Source organism: Alcaligenes pakistanensis (assembly GCF_014652815.1).
Classification (GTDB): Bacteria; Pseudomonadota; Gammaproteobacteria; order Burkholderiales; family Burkholderiaceae_B; genus Alcaligenes; species Alcaligenes pakistanensis.
In genome coordinates this window covers 597,579-615,107 of record NZ_BMZN01000001.1, presented here as the reverse complement: position 1 = coordinate 615,107, position 17,529 = coordinate 597,579, and the positions used below count along the sequence as shown (strand labels likewise).

At 53.7% G+C, this 17,529-nt stretch carries 17 protein-coding genes; 12 read left to right on the top strand and 5 right to left on the bottom strand.

Annotation, left to right across the window (positions count from 1 at the left end; genetic code table 11):
• Positions 1-35 precede the first annotated feature (35 nt).
• The 4 genes from IE156_RS02830 (at position 36) to IE156_RS02815 (ending at position 2,356) form a co-directional block, all read left to right on the top strand.
• Complete coding sequence (locus IE156_RS02830) at positions 36-653, top strand: LysE/ArgO family amino acid transporter (protein ID WP_189390955.1); 618 nt, start codon at positions 36-38, stop codon at positions 651-653.
• Positions 654-814: 161 nt separating this feature from the next.
• Positions 815-1,129 (top strand): DMT family transporter, encoded by a 315-nt coding sequence (locus IE156_RS02825; protein ID WP_189390954.1) that lies wholly within the window; start codon positions 815-817, stop codon positions 1,127-1,129.
• A gap of 155 nt (positions 1,130-1,284) precedes the next feature.
• A complete protein-coding gene (locus IE156_RS02820) occupies positions 1,285-1,776 on the top strand; it encodes a RidA family protein (protein ID WP_189390953.1) in 492 nt (163 codons plus the stop codon).
• 76 nt (positions 1,777-1,852) lie between these two features.
• Positions 1,853-2,356: a GNAT family N-acetyltransferase gene (locus tag IE156_RS02815; protein ID WP_189390952.1), complete on the top strand. Its 504-nt coding sequence runs from the start codon at positions 1,853-1,855 to the stop codon at positions 2,354-2,356.
• A 107-nt stretch (positions 2,357-2,463) separates the two neighbouring features.
• On the opposite strand, the gene IE156_RS02810 is transcribed toward IE156_RS02815, so the two are convergent.
• Entirely contained in the window at positions 2,464-4,206 is a 1,743-nt protein-coding gene (locus tag IE156_RS02810) for an ABC-F family ATP-binding cassette domain-containing protein (protein ID WP_189390951.1), read from the bottom strand.
• A gap of 718 nt (positions 4,207-4,924) precedes the next feature.
• Between IE156_RS02810 and IE156_RS02805 the strand changes: the two genes are divergently transcribed.
• Complete coding sequence (locus tag IE156_RS02805; protein ID WP_189390950.1) at positions 4,925-5,380, top strand: MaoC family dehydratase; 456 nt, start codon at positions 4,925-4,927, stop codon at positions 5,378-5,380.
• Entirely contained in the window at positions 5,381-5,974 is a 594-nt protein-coding gene (locus tag IE156_RS02800; RefSeq protein WP_189390949.1) for a TetR/AcrR family transcriptional regulator, read from the top strand.
• Positions 5,975-6,119: 145 nt separating this feature from the next.
• Here the strand turns inward: IE156_RS02800 and IE156_RS02795 are convergent, their stop codons facing one another.
• Entirely contained in the window at positions 6,120-7,403 is a 1,284-nt protein-coding gene (locus tag IE156_RS02795) for a pyridoxal phosphate-dependent aminotransferase (RefSeq protein ID WP_189390948.1), read from the bottom strand.
• A 467-nt stretch (positions 7,404-7,870) separates the two neighbouring features.
• On the opposite strand from IE156_RS02795, the gene IE156_RS02790 reads away from it, so the two are divergent.
• Both IE156_RS02790 and IE156_RS02785 read left to right on the top strand, forming a co-directional pair.
• Positions 7,871-8,359 (top strand): MarR family winged helix-turn-helix transcriptional regulator, encoded by a 489-nt coding sequence (locus IE156_RS02790; RefSeq protein WP_189390947.1) that lies wholly within the window; start codon positions 7,871-7,873, stop codon positions 8,357-8,359.
• The gene (locus IE156_RS02785) at positions 8,356-9,132 is read left to right on the top strand and encodes a DNA alkylation repair protein (protein WP_189390946.1); all 777 of its coding nucleotides are present in this window, start codon (positions 8,356-8,358) and stop codon (positions 9,130-9,132) included. Before IE156_RS02790 ends, IE156_RS02785 begins: the two co-directional genes overlap by 4 nt.
• A gap of 16 nt (positions 9,133-9,148) precedes the next feature.
• On the opposite strand, the gene IE156_RS02780 is transcribed toward IE156_RS02785, so the two are convergent.
• The gene (locus tag IE156_RS02780) at positions 9,149-10,285 is read right to left on the bottom strand and encodes a metallophosphoesterase (protein ID WP_189390945.1); all 1,137 of its coding nucleotides are present in this window, start codon (positions 10,283-10,285) and stop codon (positions 9,149-9,151) included.
• A 407-nt stretch (positions 10,286-10,692) separates the two neighbouring features.
• Here IE156_RS02780 and IE156_RS02775 point away from each other — a divergent pair, with 407 nt between their 5' ends.
• A complete protein-coding gene (locus IE156_RS02775; RefSeq protein WP_189390944.1) occupies positions 10,693-12,768 on the top strand; it encodes a catalase in 2,076 nt (691 codons plus the stop codon).
• Between the two features lie 40 nt (positions 12,769-12,808).
• Here the strand turns inward: IE156_RS02775 and IE156_RS02770 are convergent, their stop codons facing one another.
• Positions 12,809-13,615 carry a hypothetical protein gene (locus IE156_RS02770; RefSeq protein ID WP_229840917.1) on the bottom strand — a complete coding sequence of 269 codons (807 nt, stop codon included), beginning with the start codon at positions 13,613-13,615 and terminating at the stop codon, positions 12,809-12,811.
• 109 nt (positions 13,616-13,724) lie between these two features.
• Between IE156_RS02770 and IE156_RS02765 the strand changes: the two genes are divergently transcribed.
• The 3 genes from IE156_RS02765 (at position 13,725) to fdxA (ending at position 15,933) form a co-directional block, all read left to right on the top strand.
• Positions 13,725-14,054, top strand: coding sequence for a hypothetical protein (locus tag IE156_RS02765; protein ID WP_189390943.1), 330 nt, complete (start codon positions 13,725-13,727; stop codon positions 14,052-14,054).
• A gap of 334 nt (positions 14,055-14,388) precedes the next feature.
• On the top strand, positions 14,389-15,462 hold the full coding sequence (locus IE156_RS02760) for a linear amide C-N hydrolase (protein WP_189390942.1): 1,074 nt from the start codon (positions 14,389-14,391) through the stop codon (positions 15,460-15,462).
• Between the two features lie 138 nt (positions 15,463-15,600).
• Positions 15,601-15,933, top strand: coding sequence for a ferredoxin FdxA (gene fdxA / locus IE156_RS02755; protein WP_189390941.1), 333 nt, complete (start codon positions 15,601-15,603; stop codon positions 15,931-15,933).
• Here the strand turns inward: fdxA and IE156_RS02750 are convergent.
• On the bottom strand, positions 15,930-17,465 hold the full coding sequence (locus IE156_RS02750) for an MFS transporter (RefSeq protein WP_189390940.1): 1,536 nt from the start codon (positions 17,463-17,465) through the stop codon (positions 15,930-15,932). The genes fdxA and IE156_RS02750 overlap by 4 nt on opposite strands.
• Between the last annotated feature and the right edge of the window lie 64 nt (positions 17,466-17,529).

The following is a 17,529-nucleotide window of genomic DNA, read 5'->3' as shown; positions in this document are numbered from 1 at the left end:
CATAGCGCAGTTTTCAAGTTCTGTGGATAGATCTCATGCTGTTTTCCGTTGCCGCTACGGGCTTTCTGACGGGGGCGGGCCTCATCATGGCCATAGGCACGCAAAATGCCTTTGTATTGCGTCAAGGCCTGCAACGCAGCCACGTGGGCCTGGTAGTAGGGATATGTGCGCTGGGCGACATCGTGCTGATTTTGAGCGGCGTGGCAGGTATTGGTACTTTGGTGCATGAATGGCCTGATCTGTTGCAAGTGCTGCGTTTTGGTGGGGCTGCATTTCTTGCCTGGTATGGCTTGCAGGCCGCGCAACGCGCCTGGAAGGGAACTGGGGGGTTGATGGCGGGGCAGGGGAATGAGGGTAGTCGTCGCCGTATTTTGCTGGCCTGTTTGGCTTTTACTTTTTTGAATCCCCACGTCTACCTGGACACAATGGTGCTTCTGGGTAGCCTGTCCACTCCTTATCCGGGGCGGTTGCAGTGGGTCTTTGCCTTCGGTGCTTGTGCCGCCAGTGTCTGCTGGTTCCTGGCTTTGGGTTTTGGTGCCCGGCTCCTGCAGCCTGTCTTTCGTCAGCCTCTGGCCTGGCGTGTGCTGGATGGCTGCATTGCGGTCTTCATGTTGGCCCTGTGCGCCTTATTGCTGCTGCGCCCCTTGAACTAAGCCGTGCTCCTGTCTGGTTCAGTCCCGGCATCTGAGGGTGTTTGGCTCAGACAGTCAGCCGTAAGGTTAAGGGGTGAAGTATCATTTTGTGGTGAGGACGACCTCTGCCATCAGACTTTTTTCGTCCGGGACGACCCGGCTCTTTTTGATAAGGGGGCCGTGTGGCCTGGGTTTATTTAGGTATTGCGGGTTTGCTGGAAATTGTTTGGGCATTCACCATGAAGCAGTCGGACGGGTTTACTCGTTTAGGCTATTCCGTCATCACCATTGCAGCCACGATTGCCAGTTTTGTGCTGCTGTCTGTTTCTATGAAGTCCCTTCCGTTGGGTACGGCCTATACGATCTGGACGGGAATCGGAGCGGTGGGTGCTTTTGTGGTTGGCATTGTGGTGTTGGGCGAGGTGGCCAGCCCTATGCGCATTCTGGCGGCAGTTTTGATTGTCAGCGGCCTGCTCTTGATGAAGCTTTCTTCCTGATAATACCGGCTGCTGTCGGCTTGGTGCCGCCAAGTTTTTTGAATCAAAAGATAACTGCTTGAACTTTGAAGCGGGTTTCTGAAATTAAATAGGCTTTGGGAAGAGCTCGTACTTAATGAAGTCTTGGTTTTTTAACCTTCAATCAGGAGAAACCTATGAATGTCGTAAAGATGCTTGCCTCTGCTGCGTTGGTCAGCAGCCTTGCCGCTCCGGCGCTGGCGCAGGATGTGAAGCGCCATCCTATTCCTAATTCAGATTTTCCGATTCTGACGGCGGTGGAAGTGCCTGCAGGTAAAACTACCGTCTACTTAAGCGGCACGGTTCCTGCTGTACGTGACAAATCGGCAGACGCCAGTAGCACTGCAGCCTATGGCACGATGGAGCAGCAAACTGAATCCGTCATGGCGCAGATCAAAAACCAGCTAGAGGGCATGGGCATGTCGGTCGGAGACATTATCAAAATGCAGGCTTTCTTAGTCGCTCCAGACAATGGGAAAGTGGATTTTGCGGGTTTCATGACGGGCTATTCTAAGTTTTTCGGTACTAAAGAGCAGCCCAACTTGCCGGTTCGCTCGGCCATGGTTGTGAATGCCTTGGTTAATCCGGGCTGGTTGGTTGAGTTGGAGGTGACAGCGGTACGGCCTTGATGGAAACTTGGCGTGTCTTTGTGATTAAATTCTCGACACAGTAGGCTCACTCTACTTGCACAATAAAGGATCTGTTGTGATCTCTGTACGCCCAGTTCAGGCGCATGAGTGGCGCACGTATCAAGCGCTGCGCTTAAGCGCGTTGCGCGATTCCCCCGATGCTTTTGGCAGCACTTACGAGCTGGAGGCTGCCCATGCAGATCACTTCTGGATGGAGCGGGTTCAAGCGGCTTCCCTCTCGGACACGGACTTCGTGTTATTAGCAGAAAAAGAGGGGCAGGCTTGCGGGCTGATCTGGTGCCAGTTGTCTGCCGCGGAGTCCGGTACAGCGGATATTTACCAAATGTGGGTGGCGCCTTCTGCGCGAGGTTTGCGTGCGGGTTACGCCTTGCTGGAGGCGACTGTTAAGTGGGCAGAAAGCAGATCGGCTAAGCGTGTCCGTCTCGGCGTGACAGATACCAATGAACCAGCGATTCGGCTTTATAAACGTTATGGTTTTTCCCCGAATGGGGAAGGGGAACCCTTGCGCGAAGGCTCAACACTGATGTCGCACACACTTGTTTTACGTCTTGCTGATTAAGATGATGCGGCCGGTGCCAGCCCTCAGCCTGCACCTTATTTTGCAAGCTGAGGGCTGGGCTTTATGAAGAGACCCGAGCGCGGTTCAGGGACTGCATTCGCGCAGGATCAAGTCAGTCCTAATATTTGGCGTAGAGTGTGAATCTCCTCTTGCCAGCTCGCTTGCAGGGCGATTTTTTGATGCCTGGGTTTGCGTGCCAAGTCAGCGTTCAATCTACTTTCCAGCTCGATGAGTTTCTCCAGCAAGAGCTCATCGTTAGTGGGGGCCGCTGGATTAGTGCTCTGGGCGATCATGTCCTTGTCCAAAGAGAGTACCGCTTCCTTTGGATGCTCTGACGGAGTAAACGATGCATAGAGCTGCGTCAAATCCTGCATTTCAGTCAGTGCCCTGTCATCCACCAGCCAGAAGCGATTGCAGCTTTTCTCCAGCAGTTCCCGGTCGTGTGTCACCAGGATAAAACCGCCTTTGAATTGGTACAGTTCTTCTGCCAGCTCTTCTTTGCCTTCCAGATCCAGGTGATTGGTAGGCTCATCCAGAAACAGCAGGTGATACTGGGCTAGAGACAGGGCTATAAACATCAGCCTAGCCCGTTCCCCACCACTTAGGCTGTCTACCTGCTGCGCGTGCCGCAAGTACGGAAAGCCAGCGCTGATCAAGGCCATTTTTCTGGCGTCATCAGGCAGAGAAGAAAAGTCCTGCAGGGCATGCAGCAAGGTCCTGGTGCCATCTAGCTCTTGTTGGTCCTGGTCGTAGTAACCCACTTTGCCTTGCGAGTGGAATTTCAATCCGACAGTGTCAGTGTCGGATTTCCAGTTCCGCCATATCTGGCGCAGCAAAGAGGACTTGCCGCAACCATTGCGCCCCACTAATCCAATGCGATCACCGCTACGCACTTGCAGGCCACTGACCTGGAAAAGAGCGGGCAGGCCCTCTGCCGGGCTGACGGCCATGTCCATAATATCCAGCAGACGATCGGCTTTCATCTCCAGACCATGCAATTGCAAGCTCCAGGGAGTGCCTTGCGTCAGATCGGTTTGGCTGTCGCGCAGTTTAGACAGCCGCTTTTCCATACTTTGGGCTTTGCGGGAAAAGGTCTCGTTGTCATAGACCTGCCCCCAGAGTGCCAGGCGCTTTGCACTTTGTTCTATGCGATCAATTTCCTTTTGCTCTCCTTGACGTCGACGATAATCTGCCTCGTCCCGGTTCAGCAGTTCTTCACGCGCGGCCGAGCAAGGTAGCGAGAAAAAGGACAACGTATGATCGCGCAGAATAATGGTGCTGTTGGTGACTTGGTCCAGCAAGCGTTGGTCGTGGGAGACCAGTACAAAGGTGCCGCGCCAGCTTGCCAGAAAGCCCTCCAGCCACAGTAAAGAAGGCAAGTCCAAGTGGTTGCTGGGTTCATCCAGCAAAAGCAGGTCAGGCTGGGTAATCAGTGCCCGAGCCAACAGCAGGCGAGTGTACTGCCCACCACTCAAGGCACTAATTGGGGTGCGCCAGTCCTGTTCTTGGAAGCCCATTCCAGATAGCAGCGTTTCAGCACGCCAGGCGTCCGTGCTTTGCTGATCGGTAGGTAGGGCTGCCAGCACGGCACTCAGCAAGCTTAAGGCGTGCAGATCCGCTGACAGGTATTGTTCAACACGCGCCAGAATGCAGTGCTTGGATAGTGAGATGCTGCCTTCTTTAGGCGTAAGTTCGCCGCAAAGCAGGCTGATTAAGGTGCTTTTGCCACAACCGTTGTGGCCAATAAGCCCCACTCTATCCCCGGCTTTAATCGTGAAGGCTATTTCTTTGAATAAAGGGCCGGACAGGGTTTCGTAAGAAAGGGAGTGGACCGATAGTAATGTACTCATGACATGCTCAAGTTTCTTGGTTGCGCGGATATAGCGCATCCTCGTCAATAGAAGCTGACGATAATTCTTGAGGCCTGAGGGAAGTCGTTCAGTAAGTTGTTGCTTCGCTCAAGTCTAGATTATCGCGCTGCGAAATCGAAAACTTGAGCTGTTCTCTATACCAAAGAAGAGTGCATAAATGAATTTGCACATGGTGTAGGGCCTCCTCTTAATCAATGGGTGAGCCATGCTTGAAGCAGGTGCAAAGGCGTTGTTTGATGAACGCAGCCAGAGCCTCACAGCAGGGTAGGGGATGGAATTGCCAAGCCAGGGAGTGGGTGCAAGACACCGTAGTCTCCGGGCAAAAACCGCAAGAATGTCATTGTAGTCAGCAAGCTGGGAGCGGGAAACCAGCGTGTTGGGTTTTAAGCCTGTATGTCGCCATAAAGGCGCATTGTTCAGTCTTGTGAAGAGACTTGGGTCAGCGAACACGCCGTTGGTTCTTATGCTGCGTTAAAGGAATAAAAGTGTGGTTTGCAGCTTTGCCTCTAGGTGCTTTTGGATGGGCCGGAGTCTTGTCATTAGGGCAGTAGAAGCAGGTTTTTTGCTATTTTTAAAATAGAGTTTGATCATAATCTATTCTTGATTTCCACAATGAGCTGTGCAAGGATAGCTGCTATCAGTAATCTATTTGTGCGAGCAGTAAGCGGCACTTACCCACTTTCTGGAGAGCGTTCGAATGAGCATGACGGCACCTGTCTATCTTGATGATCTGGCCTTGGGAATGGAGTTTCGCAGCGCAGAACATGCCATGGACGAAGCGCAGATTGTCAGCTTTGCCCGCCAATTTGATCCACAGCCGTTTCATCTGGATGCGGAAGCCGCCAAAGACACGTTTTTTCAGGGCTTGGCGGCCAGTGGCTGGCATACAGCGGCCATCACGATGAAGCTCTTGGTGGACAGCCTGGTATTTAGCCAAGGCATTATCGGTGCGGGTGGGCAGATTGAATGGCCACGTCCAACCCGTCCCGATGATGTCTTGCATGTGGTCAGCAAAATCATCGGTATTCAGCCCTCCCGCTCCAAGACAGATCGGGGGATTGTGACGGTGGAGTCTCACACCTTGAATCAGCACAATGAGCTGTGCCAGCGTTTGACGGCCAAGCTGATTGCTTTTCGTCGTCCGGGGGCTTGAATGGGGCGTGTCTCACGTGAACAGGCGCAGCGCAACCGCGAGCGGGTGCTGGAAACAGCGTGCCGCCTGTTTCGTAAACATGGAGTGGAAGGGGTCTCGATCGGGGACATCATGCAGGATGCAGGCCTGACAGCAGGGGCTTTTTATAAGCAGTTTTCCTCGAAAGAAGCCCTGATTGACGAGGCTTCCCGCTTTGCCTTTACGCAGTCCTCCGAGTCCTGGGAGCGGATGAGCCAGCGTTATGCAGATGATGCTGCACAAGGCTTGCAAGCTTTGATGCGGCGTTATTTCAAACATCGCCCCCAGACTCAAAGTTGCCCGATTCTGGCCTTTTCGTCGCTGAGCAGTAGCTTGCCCTCGGATGCGCCCGCCACTGCGATTTACAGCGAAGGAGTGGAGACTTTGTTTGATCAGTTTCGTACAGTCGCCCTGCAAGCCGGTGCCGAGCAATCCGAGGAGCATGTCATGCTGCTGTTTGCCGCGATGCTGGGTACTGGCATGATCAGCCGGGCCGTGGGCGATACAGCATTTTCTCAAACAATGCAGGCCGCCGTTTTAGCGGCCTTGCCGAAAGTTGAGTCAGACCAGGATTGATAGGGCCGGGCCGCGACTGTCTGCCAAGCTACCCAGGAATATGCCACCCAGCACTTGGCTGTTTGGACGAAATGTAAAACCTGATCAAGCATAAAAAAACCAGGGATGATTAGTCCCTGGTTTTTACCACGTCGTCAGCCGCTGTTTATTCGGCTGGCGTACTGTCTATTGTAGGGATCGGCGCTTGGGCAAATTCAGGCCGCTCTGTGCCGTGCTTGATGCGATAGTCTTTCAAGAACTTAGCCATGCGGTTGATGGCTTCGCGCAAATCCGGTTCATGAGGTAGGAACACCATGCGGAAGTGATCCGGGTGAGGCCAGTTAAAGCCTGTGCCCTGAACCAGCATGACGCGTGTGGCTTCCAGCAGTTGCAGGAAGAATTGGCGGTCGTCCTTGATGGGATAGATTTCGGGGTCCAGGCGCGGGAACATATATAGCGCGGCATGTGGCATGACGCAGCTGACTCCTGGAATCGCGGTGATCAACTCGTAAGCCAGATCACGCTGACGACGCAGGCGTCCACCTTCGCAGACCAGATCATTGATGCTTTGATAGCCACCTAAGGCGGTCTGAATGGCCCATTGGCCGGGCACGTTGGCGCACAGCTTCATATTGGCCAACATGCTCAAGCCTTCGATGTAATCGGCTCCGGCTTTTTTATCGCCCGAAATGACCAGCCAGCCAGCCCGGTAACCGCAGGCGCGATAGCTCTTGGACAGGGAATTGAAGGTCAGGGTCAGCACATCGGTAGATAGGCTACCCATGGCGGTGTGCTTCATGTCGTCGAACAAAACCTTGTCGTAGACTTCGTCCGCGAGCAACACCAGATTGAATTCACGGGCGATATCGACCAGGGCTTGCAGGACTGAATCGGGATAAAGTACGCCAGTGGGGTTGTTGGGGTTAATGACCACCAGGCCTTTGGTGCGTGGAGTGATCTTGGAGCGGATATCGTCCAGGTCAGGAATCCAGCCATTGGCTTCGTCGCACAGGTAGTGCACCGGCGTGCCGCCGGATAGGCTGGTTACCGCCGTCCACAGCGGATAGTCTGGCATAGGCAGGAGCAGCTCATCTCCATCGTCCAGCAAGGCATTGGTAGCCATCGCGATCAGCTCAGAAGCACCGTTGCCCAGGTAAATATCTTCCAGCGTCACGCCCTTGATACCCTGTTCCTGGGTGTAGTGCATGACCGCTTTACGGGCAGCGAAAATGCCTTTGCTGTCCGAGTAGCCGGAAGAGTTGGGCAAGTTGCGGATCATGTCGAGCTGGATTTCTTCTGGGGCGTCGAAACCGAATACCGCCAGATTGCCGATATTTAGCTTGATCAGTTGTTGACCCTCGTCTTCCATCTGTTTGGCCCGGTCCATGATGGGGCCCCGAATATCGTATAAAACATTCGCCAGTTTGCTCGATTTCTTGATGCTATTCATGATGCTAGTAATCGGATTCCATTTGTGCTGCTGATGATCGGTGGCAGGCTTGATGCCTGATCTTTATCCCGATGCCGGTTTAATGCGTGTCGCCTTTTCCGCCTCAACGGTTTGGCCTTTGCAAGGGCTATTTTGCCATGAGAGGAGTCATAGTCCGGCCAGCCTTATACCTTACCGCATGCGTGCGCTTCTCTAGTGGGCATCCCACTTAAAATTTGGCATTGTCGAATTTTGGCGACACTCTTTCGCGGGAAAACAGCTTGCCTGCGTAGGCAGACCGTGGAGATGGCGGCTTACGACCGTACCCCCCCGGTCTGTGTGGCGACGGTCTGCTACGAGGCCAGGTGAAAGGCAGGGCGCTTGGCTGTTGGTCGAGTACAGGCCATGCTTTCACCGTGTTTTAATTTATCTTGTTTTTGGCCGTTTTCATGACTAAGATTCGATATCAAACTATTTGATATCGAATTATGAAACTGGATGCAAAATATCAAGCTCTGCTTGCGCATGCGCAGGAACAGGACGGTGTTAACACGCAGGGCATGTCTCTGTGTTTTCAACTCCTGTCATTATCGGCCCGCATTGACCGTGATTGTGCTGCCTTACTGTCCCCCCATGGTTTAAGCGAAGCCCGCTTTGTCCTTCTGTTTTTGCTGGAAAACGCGCCAGACGGTATGGCGTCTCATGTATTGGCGGACCGTGCGGGCGTAACGCGGGCCACAGTAACCACGCTGGTGGATGGCTTGCTGAAAGCTGGCTTGGTGGAGCGCTTTGCGGCCGAGACGGATCGGCGCTCCGTCATGGTGAAACTTAGCGCTCAGGGGGCGGATCTGGCTAAAACTCTGGTCGCTACCCATGCGCAGTGGATAGGCAATCTATTTGCTCATTTGTCCGAGACGGAATGTCAGCAGCTGGGTTTCTTGCTCAACAAAGCTGCTCATGGAGGATCAGCATCATGAGTACTCCAAGCCGAAAGACGTATGCCAAAGCATCTGATATACCTGCTGATATTCTCCTGGCCTTGTCCAAAGGGGAGATACCTGCAGCGACCTTGTCCGAGTCCCTGGCAATTGATCAGCGAATATTAGTGGCTGCTGTGTTTCCCGAGCTGGATGAACAGGGGGCGCAGCAAATCGAGGTCCTGGTTCAGCTGGGTATTCTCAAGCGCATGAAGGACGTGGGGGAGTGGCTGCTGAAAACCTATGGTGAAGTCGCTTGGGAGCGTTGTGTAAACCATCCAGCGGATGTGGTGCGGGGCTGGGCCTGCTTTATGGTGGGGGCTCGGGAAATGCTCAGCGTGTCTCAGCGCTTGGAGGCTTTGCGACCTCTGGCGGATGATCCGCATTTTGGCGTACGTGAATGGGCCTGGATGGCTGTCCGCCCCCATTTAGTGGCGGAGCTGGAGGTATCGATTCAGGCTTTACTGCTCTGGGCGCGTTCGGATTCGGAGTATCTGCGGCGCTTTGCCTGCGAAGCCTTACGTCCTCGGGGAGTCTGGTGCGCGCATATTGCCATTCTGAAAAAAGAGCCGGAACGGATGTTGCCGATTTTGGAAGCCTTGCGCGACGATGGCAGTGTTTACGTGCAGGACTCTGTCGCTAATTATTTGAATGATGCGGCCAAGGACCAACCGCAATGGGTGCAGGCGCTGTGTGCACAATGGCTGGCTCAGTCCCCGGATAGTTTGGCTTTGCAGCGCCTGTGTCGACGGGCGCTGCGTAGCCTGTCCTGATCCTTAGGGAAGCCGTTTACGGGTGGGCTTTGGGGGCACGCAAGGTTATCTGGGTGATTTCAGACGCGCGGCCTAGACGCAGTGGAAAACCGGCCCACAGCCCCGCTCCGTAACTGACATACAGCTGCATATCACCCACTTGATACAGGCCACCTACATAGCCGTCATTGGCCATCTGCACGATCTTGTGCATGCCGACAATATGACCGCCATGGGTATGACCGGAAAGTTGCAAGGCAGCACCCGCGGTCGCACTGGCGGAGGCGGTGTCCGGGCGGTGGGCCAGCATGATGATAGGCATGCCTTCTGGAATACCGGCAATAGCAGCGCGTACATCGGGCAGCGGCTGGCCATGCGCGGCAGCGGATTTATCCGTAATACCCGCCAGCGCAAACGCCGCATCGCCTTGCTGAATGATGCTGTGTTCATTGAGCAGCAGTTCTAGCCCCAGGCTTTTAAAGTGTTCTATCCAAGGCTGATACTGGGTGTAGTACTCATGGTTGCCTGCAATGACATACACCCCGTTAGGAGCGGACAGGCTTTGCAAGGGAGCCACATCATCCCGGCGGGCTGACACCGTGCCATCGACCAGATCTCCGGTAATCACGATCAGGTCGGGGTTCAAGGCCTGTGTTTTATCGACAATGGCTTGTATCCAGGGGCCTTGCAGCAAACGGCTGGCATGCAGGTCGGTTAGCTGAACCAGCTTGAAACCATCCAGGCTGGCGGGTAGGCCCTTTAGTTGCACCTCAATCGACTTGACGGCGGGCACCTTCACGGCTTGCCAGACCCCCAACGCCGACAGGCTGATGGCCGCCAGGCCCAATACTCCGCGCAAGGCGGGTGAGCGCAGCAACACCAGCCCGGCGGGGCGGTACAGCACGCGCATCAGCAAACCGGCCAGATCCGCGATCAAGGTAAAGCAGGCTGCCAGCAAAACGGCTCCAAAGGCCCAGCCTAAAACCATGATGAGGGCACCGGGAATTTCCGGGGAGGCGCGAGTGCCCCAAAACAGGGCAACCGTGTAGTGATGCAACGTCGCCGCAATAGCCAATGCGCTAAGCAGCCACTTGATCCAGGGTTTGATCGACAGAGGTTTGATCAGTCGCCAGGCGACGTACAGGGCGAAAACGAGGGCAGCGACTTGAAACACAAAATCATTCCAAAAAGAAACAGGACCTACGCGGGGCAGCGTAATTAAAAAGCGTCGCCAGTATAGAGCGACGGCAGGCTCATCATGACAGAGACGTCAGCACAAATTGGTGAGCAAGGGTTAGAAAAGCAAGGACACGCTTGTTTACGTTTCGTGAAATCGCCTAGCACATCGGTATCTTAAAACTCCTAGGCTGTCTGTTAATGCACCCAAGGTGCGCAGGGTGTGGGCAGACTCCCACTTATTGTTGATTCCGGGCTGTAGGTCCTGGGTGTCCTGCACCGTTGCAGGCATGTCCAGGGCTCGTAAATCGAGAGTTTTACACCTGTCCTCACACCACTGCGTATCACTGGATGAGTCAACCCCCTGAAGCGGGGTTTGTTGTATTTGATTCGTTTGGAGGATATATGGTGACGAAAAAATCCGCGACTGCATCAAATCAGGATTCCTTGGGCCAGGGTGGCGAGCTGCACCAGTCTGGGCCTAACAGTATGACCACCAATCATGGTGTGCCGATTTCAGATAATCAGAACTCATTGCGGCTGGGGGTGCGTGGCCCCACCTTGCTGGAAGATTTTGTGCTGCGTGAGAAAATCTTCCATTTTGATCACGAGCGCATTCCAGAGCGCATTGTTCATGCACGTGGCACGGGGGCACATGGTTACTTTGAATGTACGCAAGCCATTCCGGAGTTGACTCAGGCAGTAGTGTTTCAACAAGCAGGCCATCGCGTGCCGGTGTTCTGTCGTTTCTCAACGGTGGCAGGTTCTAAAGGTTCCAAGGACACCCCGCGTGACGTACGCGGGTTTGCCGTCAAGTTCTATACCGAGCAAGGTAACTGGGACTTGGTGGGCAACAATATGCCCGTTTTCTTTATCCAGGACGCCATCAAATTTCCAGACCTGATTCATGCGGTCAAACCCGAGGCAGATCGAGGCTTTCCTCAGGCGGCATCGGCCCATGACACCTTTTGGGATTTTGTGTCCCTGATGCCCGAGTCCTTGCACACGGTTATGTGGTTGATGTCTGACCGTGCTTTACCTCGTTCGTTTCGCATGATGCAAGGCTTTGGTGTGCACACCTTCCGTTTCGTGAATGAGAAGGGTAAATCGCATTTTGTGAAGTTTCACTGGAAACCGAAGCAAGGAATGCAATCGACCTTGTGGGACGAGGCCGTCAAGATCTCAGGTGCCGATTCAGATTATTTGCGCCGTGATTTGTATGAGGCTATCCAAAGCGGATCGTTTCCGGAGTGGGAACTGGGCGTGCAGGTCTTTGATCAGAAATGGGCTGATAAGCAGGACTACGATGTGCTGGACGCCACCAAGCTGATTCCCGAGGAAAGCCTGCCGGTCAAAATTGTAGGTCGTATGGTGCTGGATCGTTACCCGGACAACTTTTTTGCCGAGACTGAACAGGTCGCGTTTCTGCCATCCAACATTATTCCCGGCATTGATTTCACGGACGACCCTTTGTTACAAGGGCGTTTGTTTTCCTATTTGGATACACAGAAATCTCGTCTGGGAACGGTCAATTTTCATCAGATCCCGATTAATGCACCACGCTGTCCATTCAGCAATATGCAGCGGGATGGCATGATGCAGACGCAGGTCCCCAAGGGCCGGGCAACCTATGAACCCAATAGTCTGGATGAGGTGGGAGAGTCATTGGGCCCTCGTGCACAGCCTGATGGTTTTCGGACTTTTCCCAGTACCGTAGACGATGGCGCCAAGCTGCGTGTGCGGGCTGAGTCATTCGCGGATCATTACAGTCAGGCTCGCATGTTTTATCGCTCTCAGTCTGAAGTGGAGCAAGAGCACGTGATTGCTGGTCTGGTGTTTGAGCTATCAAAGGTGCAGCTCAATCATGTGCGCCTACGTGTGCTCTCGCATATGCGTGTTATTGATGAAGACTTGGCTAAACGGGCAGCACAAGGTTTGGGGCTGGACTTGCCGCCTGCGGCTAAACCTGCCAGCAAACCTATCGATATGCCACTCTCCAAAGCCCTGTCCATTCTGGCTCAACAGCCCCCAATTGCTGGCCGCACGCTGGGGATTCTCGTCACTGATGGTGCGGATAAAGGTTTGCTGGAGTTACTGCTGGCTGGGGCTCAAGAGGCCGGCGTGGCCGTCAAGTTGATTGCGCCCCAGGTTGGCGGTGTCAAGCTATCCGATGGTTCGCATAGGGCGGCTGATGAGAAAATCGCTGGAGCACCTTCTGTGCTGTTTGATGCTGTCGCCTTGCTGCTCGATCAGGAGCAGGCCTTGAAGCTCTGTACCAATAAGGCGGCAGTGGATTTTGTGGCTGACGCTTATGGGCACTTAAAGGCAATTGGCCACGATGGCGGGGCCAAGCCTTTGCTGGATCGTGCCGGGGTGTCTGCGGATAAAGGGGTGTTTGTTATCAAGACCGGCGACGATTTACTGAGCAAAGTAGCGTCGCGTTTCTGGGAGCGCCGTCATCAGGTCGATGGCACGGCTTGATGTGACAGCAGGGGCGGCTTCGGCCGCCCCTGTCTACAAATTAATAGCGCCAGGTCAGACCGATGACCGGGCCGGACATGCGCGTGTCAAATACATGGCCGGAGCGGCGATAGTTCACATTCAACATCTTGTACCCGGCAGCCACAGAGAAATTGTCTGACAGGTCGTAGTTCAGGGTCAACGTGGCTTGGTAGCTCATGCGAGAGCCCACATCAAAGCCCCCCAGATGGATTTGGGCTTGCGTGGACAGTTCAGGGGTGAAACGATAAAAAGCACGGAGCCCAATTGCAGGGTCGACCCAGCTGAAACTTTCCTGATGATGTTTGGTTCGGCCTGCCGTTGTCAGGTGAGCGCGGGTACGGATATCCCAAAATGAAAAGCCGGCCAAGGCATCCACGCTAGCTTGCTCAGAATCGTAGACGCGATAGCCGCCTTGCAAGCTCGCCATAAACAGGCGGGTGTCTACGGTGCCTTCTGCCGCCCCAACGAAGGGCAAGCCTCCTACCACTTCACTTTCACGCGTATTGACGTAGAGCAGGTCGCTATTGAGTACGTAGCGGTCATGGCGCGCCCAGGTATTGATAAAGGCAGCGGCTCGCAGATCGTGAAATACATCCGAAAAAGATTTTTCGATATCCAGTGTGGGGGCGCGCTTGAAAGGGGAAGACTCGCCAGACAAGCCGGTGACCCAGGCATAGGGAGTGATTTGCAAGGCGTAGCGTGGGGAAGTCCAGGTGTCCGTGTCAGACAGGAGCTGGGGGTTGGGAGCATTCTCTTGACCCTGGGCGAGGGTGACCAGTGGCAAAAGCCCCAGCAGTAGCCAGCGGCAATGGATGAGTTTAGGCATTATTTTGCAAGACCCCTTTTTTATTTCTGTAAATGACCGTGTGCTAGCGCCAGTCTTATTTCTTTCGGTATGCTGGACCTGACGATCACCAACTTATGGAGAACGTGTCATGCATGTGTTTTACCTTAGCAAGCGAGATATTGATAATTTGTTGCCCCGAGTGCAAGCAGCGTTACAAGCTGACCGTGAAGGACAAGTTGGTTTCACGGATGAGGAGCTGGCATTGCGATCTGCCCTGGAAGCTTTGCAGGATCCCAAGCTGTCCGAGCTTTTGGCTGGTGCACGTGTTGATCCGGAACGTAATGCGGTCGGTTTGGCAGAAGAGGATTACCGGGAAAACTTGCTGGCCTTGGAAACTCGTGACAGCACTTACCTGATTGAACAGTTAATGAATAGCTACGCACGCTTGCCGGGATTTCTCGAGCGCTTGGAGTTTTAGTGATGTGTGAAAAACGGCCTGTAAAGGGCCGTTTTTTTGATAGGAACACAGATTTTCTTTTTTTGAATGTTTTGATTAGTGGTATGTTGCTGATTTTTTTAAATTGAATGCCTTAGAGATCAGTGATAGCACTCTTGGTTCTTATACGGTTATTGTGACGACGATGTTTGGTGTTTATTGAAAATATAGCTGGCAATTACGCTATTATTCGACCCCTCGCTTGACTGGCTGGCTTAATCCTGTTTTTGTTACATCCGTGTCCAATGAAATGACTGCGTAAGCAGTCGATTTCTTGTTTGATTAATTATGCGGCTAGCCGTTTCTGGAGAGAAAGATGTTGCTGAAAAAATGTCGTCGTACTTTGCTGGCGTGTGCTGTTGGGCTGGCTTTGGTGCCTGCGGCCTCTCAGGCATGTACCCGAGCTGTGTTTCTGGGTGATAACGGTCAGGTAATTACCGGTCGTTCCATGGACTGGAAACTAGATGTGGGAACCAACCTCTGGATTTTCCCTCGCGGTGAAAAACGCAATGGCGCGGCCGGCCCGTCTTCGATCGAATGGACTTCAAAATATGGCAGCGTCATTGCCTCGGGCTATGACCTGGCCTCTACAGACGGCGCGAATGAAAAAGGCCTGAACGTTAACCTGCTGTGGCTGGTGGAGTCGGAATACCCCACACCCAACAAAGGCGACAAGACCCTGAGTATGTCTTTGTGGGGGCAGTACGTTCTGGATAATTTTGCTACGGTAGCCGAGGCGGTTGATGCCCTGGAGAAAAATCCGTTCGTAGTGTTGAGCGATAAAGTACCCAACGAAGAACGTTTGGCTACCTTGCACTTGTCTATGTCGGACTCCTCCGGGGACAGTGCGATTATTGAATACATCGATGGCAAGCAGCACATCCACCATAGCCGTAAGTATCAAGTAATGACTAACTCGCCCACCTTTGATCAGCAGTTGGCCATCAAGGATTACTGGCAGGAAGTGGGCGGATTGAATATGTTGCCAGGCACTAGTCGGGCAGCAGATCGTTTTGCCCGTGCTTCTTTCTACATTGATGCCGTGCCGCGCAATCTCAGTGATGACAAGGCCGTGGCCAGCGTACTGAGTGTGATGCGTAATGTGTCCACACCGTATGGCATGACCGTCGCCGATCAGCCTAACAACTCCTCGACTCGCTGGAGAACCGTGTTCGACCACCAGCGTAGCTTGTATTACTTTGATTCGGTCTTGTCGCCTGGTGCTTTCTGGGTGGATATGACTAAAGTTGATTTCTCGGCGGAAACCGGCAAGGTCATGAAGCTGGATCTGGGGCCGGAGCAAAGTACGGTTTACATGGGGGAGGTGCTGGAGCAGTTCAAACCTTCCAAACCGTTCAAATTCTTACCGGTGCAGACCCCCGAGGTTTAAGTCAGGTCGCGGCGTGAGACGCTGTAGATTTATCTGAACACAGGCGGTAGGGATGGGGCATAGTCGACAGCGTACATATGGCTTTCATGGGTAGCTGTTATGCTATGTTCCGTCTTTATCTGCTGAAGTACCTGTTTCATGACCTATGTAGTGACAGAAGCCTGCATCCAGTGCAAGTACACGGATTGCGTGACGGTGTGCCCGATGGACTGTTTTTTTGAAGGGCCCAATTTCCTGGTCATTCATCCCGATGAATGTATTGACTGCTCTATCTGCGTGGCCGAATGCCCAGTGGGAGCTATCGTCAGTGATCAGGATGTGACGCCAGAGCAGCAGGTCTATCTGGAGCTGAATAGGACTTTGAGTGAAACACCGGGCTGGACACGTATTAGTCGCCAGAAAGCGCCTTTACCGGATCATGAGTACTGGGCTACCCAGACCGGTAAATTGGCTTTGTTAAAGCAGGATTAGACGGCGTCTTGATGGGCTGGTTTGCGCTGGAAATACCAGACTGCCAAAGCGGCCATCAATAAGATAGCCGTACAACTAGCCAACACAGCCACATAACCCTTGTCGAAAGAGTCTCGGGCCAGTTCACTTAAGTTTATTGCCAGTTCTTGTGGCATGGTTTCTGCCATTAGTAAGGCTTGATCCAGGCTGTCGTAAGCCAGTTCTTTGTCGCTTAAAGAATCAGGCAAAATTAGGCTGGCGCTGTAGACGAAAGACAGCAGGCTGCCCATGATGGTGACACCTAAGGCACCTCCCAACTCGTAAGACATTTCCTCTACGGAGGCCGCCATACCGGCCCGTGAGGGTGGGGCACTTTGCATGATGGTGCTGGAGGCGGCTGTCATGGCAGCGCCTACTCCCAGGCCCAGCATCACCAGACCGGTTATTTGTAGTGCTTGTGCACTGTTATGCCACAAGAGGTACGCGGCCATTCCTGCACCTGCCAGGCTTAAAGAGCCAACCAGTAAGTGTTTGCTGCCAATGACCATCAGCAGCCGGCCGGCCAATGGACCTGCCAGGAAAGCAGCTAAAGGCAAAGGAATAATCGCCAGACCCGCTTCCAGTGGTGAGAAGCCCAAGACCAGTTGCAGGCGTTGGCTAAAGACCAGTTCCATTCCGATCAGGGCTGCCGAAGCGGTTAGCGCAGACAGGACCGCGGTGCTAAGGGTGGCATCCCGGAACAGGGCAAAGTCCAGCAAGGGAAAGCGACTACGGTTTTGCTGACGTACAAACCAGCTTAAAAACACGATGCCGGTGATCAGGGCAGCGGCAGTCAGCCCCCAGTTGGTGTGCAGCTTGCCCATTTCCTTGATGGCCAGGGTGCTGGCTACCAGACCCACCATAATCAGCAAGGAGCCCTTAAGGTCCCAGGGGCGGGATGCGTCTGGCGTGGAGCGGGGCACCAGCATCCAACCCAATGGCAAAGCGATCAATACGATAGGGACGTTGATCAGAAAGACCGAGCCCCACCAGAAGTGTTCCAGCAGGAAGCCGCCCACTACAGGGCCGAAAGCGGCACCACCAGATGCGATGGAGGCCCATACCCCAAAGGCGACGGCGCGCTCACGTTCGTCTAGGAAAGTGATCCGAATCAACGATAAGGTCGCGGGCATCATCATGGCCGCTGCGATACCCAGGAAGGCACGGGCCGCAATCAGTGCGGTCGGGTTTGGGGAATAGGCCGCGGCTATTGAAGCCACACCAAAGAAGGCCAGGCCAGAGAGGAACAGGCGCTTGTGACCCAGGCGGTCGCCCAGGGTGCCCATGCCCAGCAACAGTCCGGAGACAACCAAGGCGTAGCTATTGATAATCCAGAGCTTGTCTGATGCCGAGGCTTGCAGGTCGTGAGTCAGACGTGGCAGAGCGGTGTAGAGCACCGTCATATCCACCACAATGAGTAATAAGGCAACCGAGACAATCGCTAGGATCGACCAGCGACGGCTTGGAGATAAGGGAGCGATTTGCGCTTGATGGGTAATCGAGCTGTGCAGCATATAAGTACGGAAGACTAGGGAAAGTCCTAATGATCTATCAATAATATCAACAGACAAAGTTAAT

What these genes read in the sequence shown, in the direction of transcription:
- IE156_RS02830 (WP_189390955.1), top strand. Translation starts at nt 36, where the DNA reads ATGCTGTTTTCCGTTGCCGCTACGGGCTTTCTGACGGGGGCGGGCCTC.
- IE156_RS02820 (WP_189390953.1), top strand. Translation starts at nt 1,285, where the DNA reads ATGAATGTCGTAAAGATGCTTGCCTCTGCTGCGTTGGTCAGCAGCCTT.
- IE156_RS02810 (WP_189390951.1), bottom strand. Translation starts at nt 4,206, where the DNA reads ATGAGTACATTACTATCGGTCCACTCCCTTTCTTACGAAACCCTGTCC.
- IE156_RS02805 (WP_189390950.1), top strand. Translation starts at nt 4,925, where the DNA reads ATGAGCATGACGGCACCTGTCTATCTTGATGATCTGGCCTTGGGAATG.
- IE156_RS02800 (WP_189390949.1), top strand. Translation starts at nt 5,381, where the DNA reads ATGGGGCGTGTCTCACGTGAACAGGCGCAGCGCAACCGCGAGCGGGTG.
- IE156_RS02795 (WP_189390948.1), bottom strand. Translation starts at nt 7,403, where the DNA reads ATGAATAGCATCAAGAAATCGAGCAAACTGGCGAATGTTTTATACGAT.
- IE156_RS02790 (WP_189390947.1), top strand. Translation starts at nt 7,871, where the DNA reads ATGAAACTGGATGCAAAATATCAAGCTCTGCTTGCGCATGCGCAGGAA.
- IE156_RS02785 (WP_189390946.1), top strand. Translation starts at nt 8,356, where the DNA reads ATGAGTACTCCAAGCCGAAAGACGTATGCCAAAGCATCTGATATACCT.
- IE156_RS02775 (WP_189390944.1), top strand. Translation starts at nt 10,693, where the DNA reads ATGGTGACGAAAAAATCCGCGACTGCATCAAATCAGGATTCCTTGGGC.
- IE156_RS02770 (WP_229840917.1), bottom strand. Translation starts at nt 13,615, where the DNA reads ATGCCTAAACTCATCCATTGCCGCTGGCTACTGCTGGGGCTTTTGCCA.
- IE156_RS02765 (WP_189390943.1), top strand. Translation starts at nt 13,725, where the DNA reads ATGCATGTGTTTTACCTTAGCAAGCGAGATATTGATAATTTGTTGCCC.
- IE156_RS02760 (WP_189390942.1), top strand. Translation starts at nt 14,389, where the DNA reads ATGTTGCTGAAAAAATGTCGTCGTACTTTGCTGGCGTGTGCTGTTGGG.
- fdxA (WP_189390941.1), top strand. Translation starts at nt 15,601, where the DNA reads ATGACCTATGTAGTGACAGAAGCCTGCATCCAGTGCAAGTACACGGAT.
- IE156_RS02750 (WP_189390940.1), bottom strand. Translation starts at nt 17,465, where the DNA reads ATGCTGCACAGCTCGATTACCCATCAAGCGCAAATCGCTCCCTTATCT.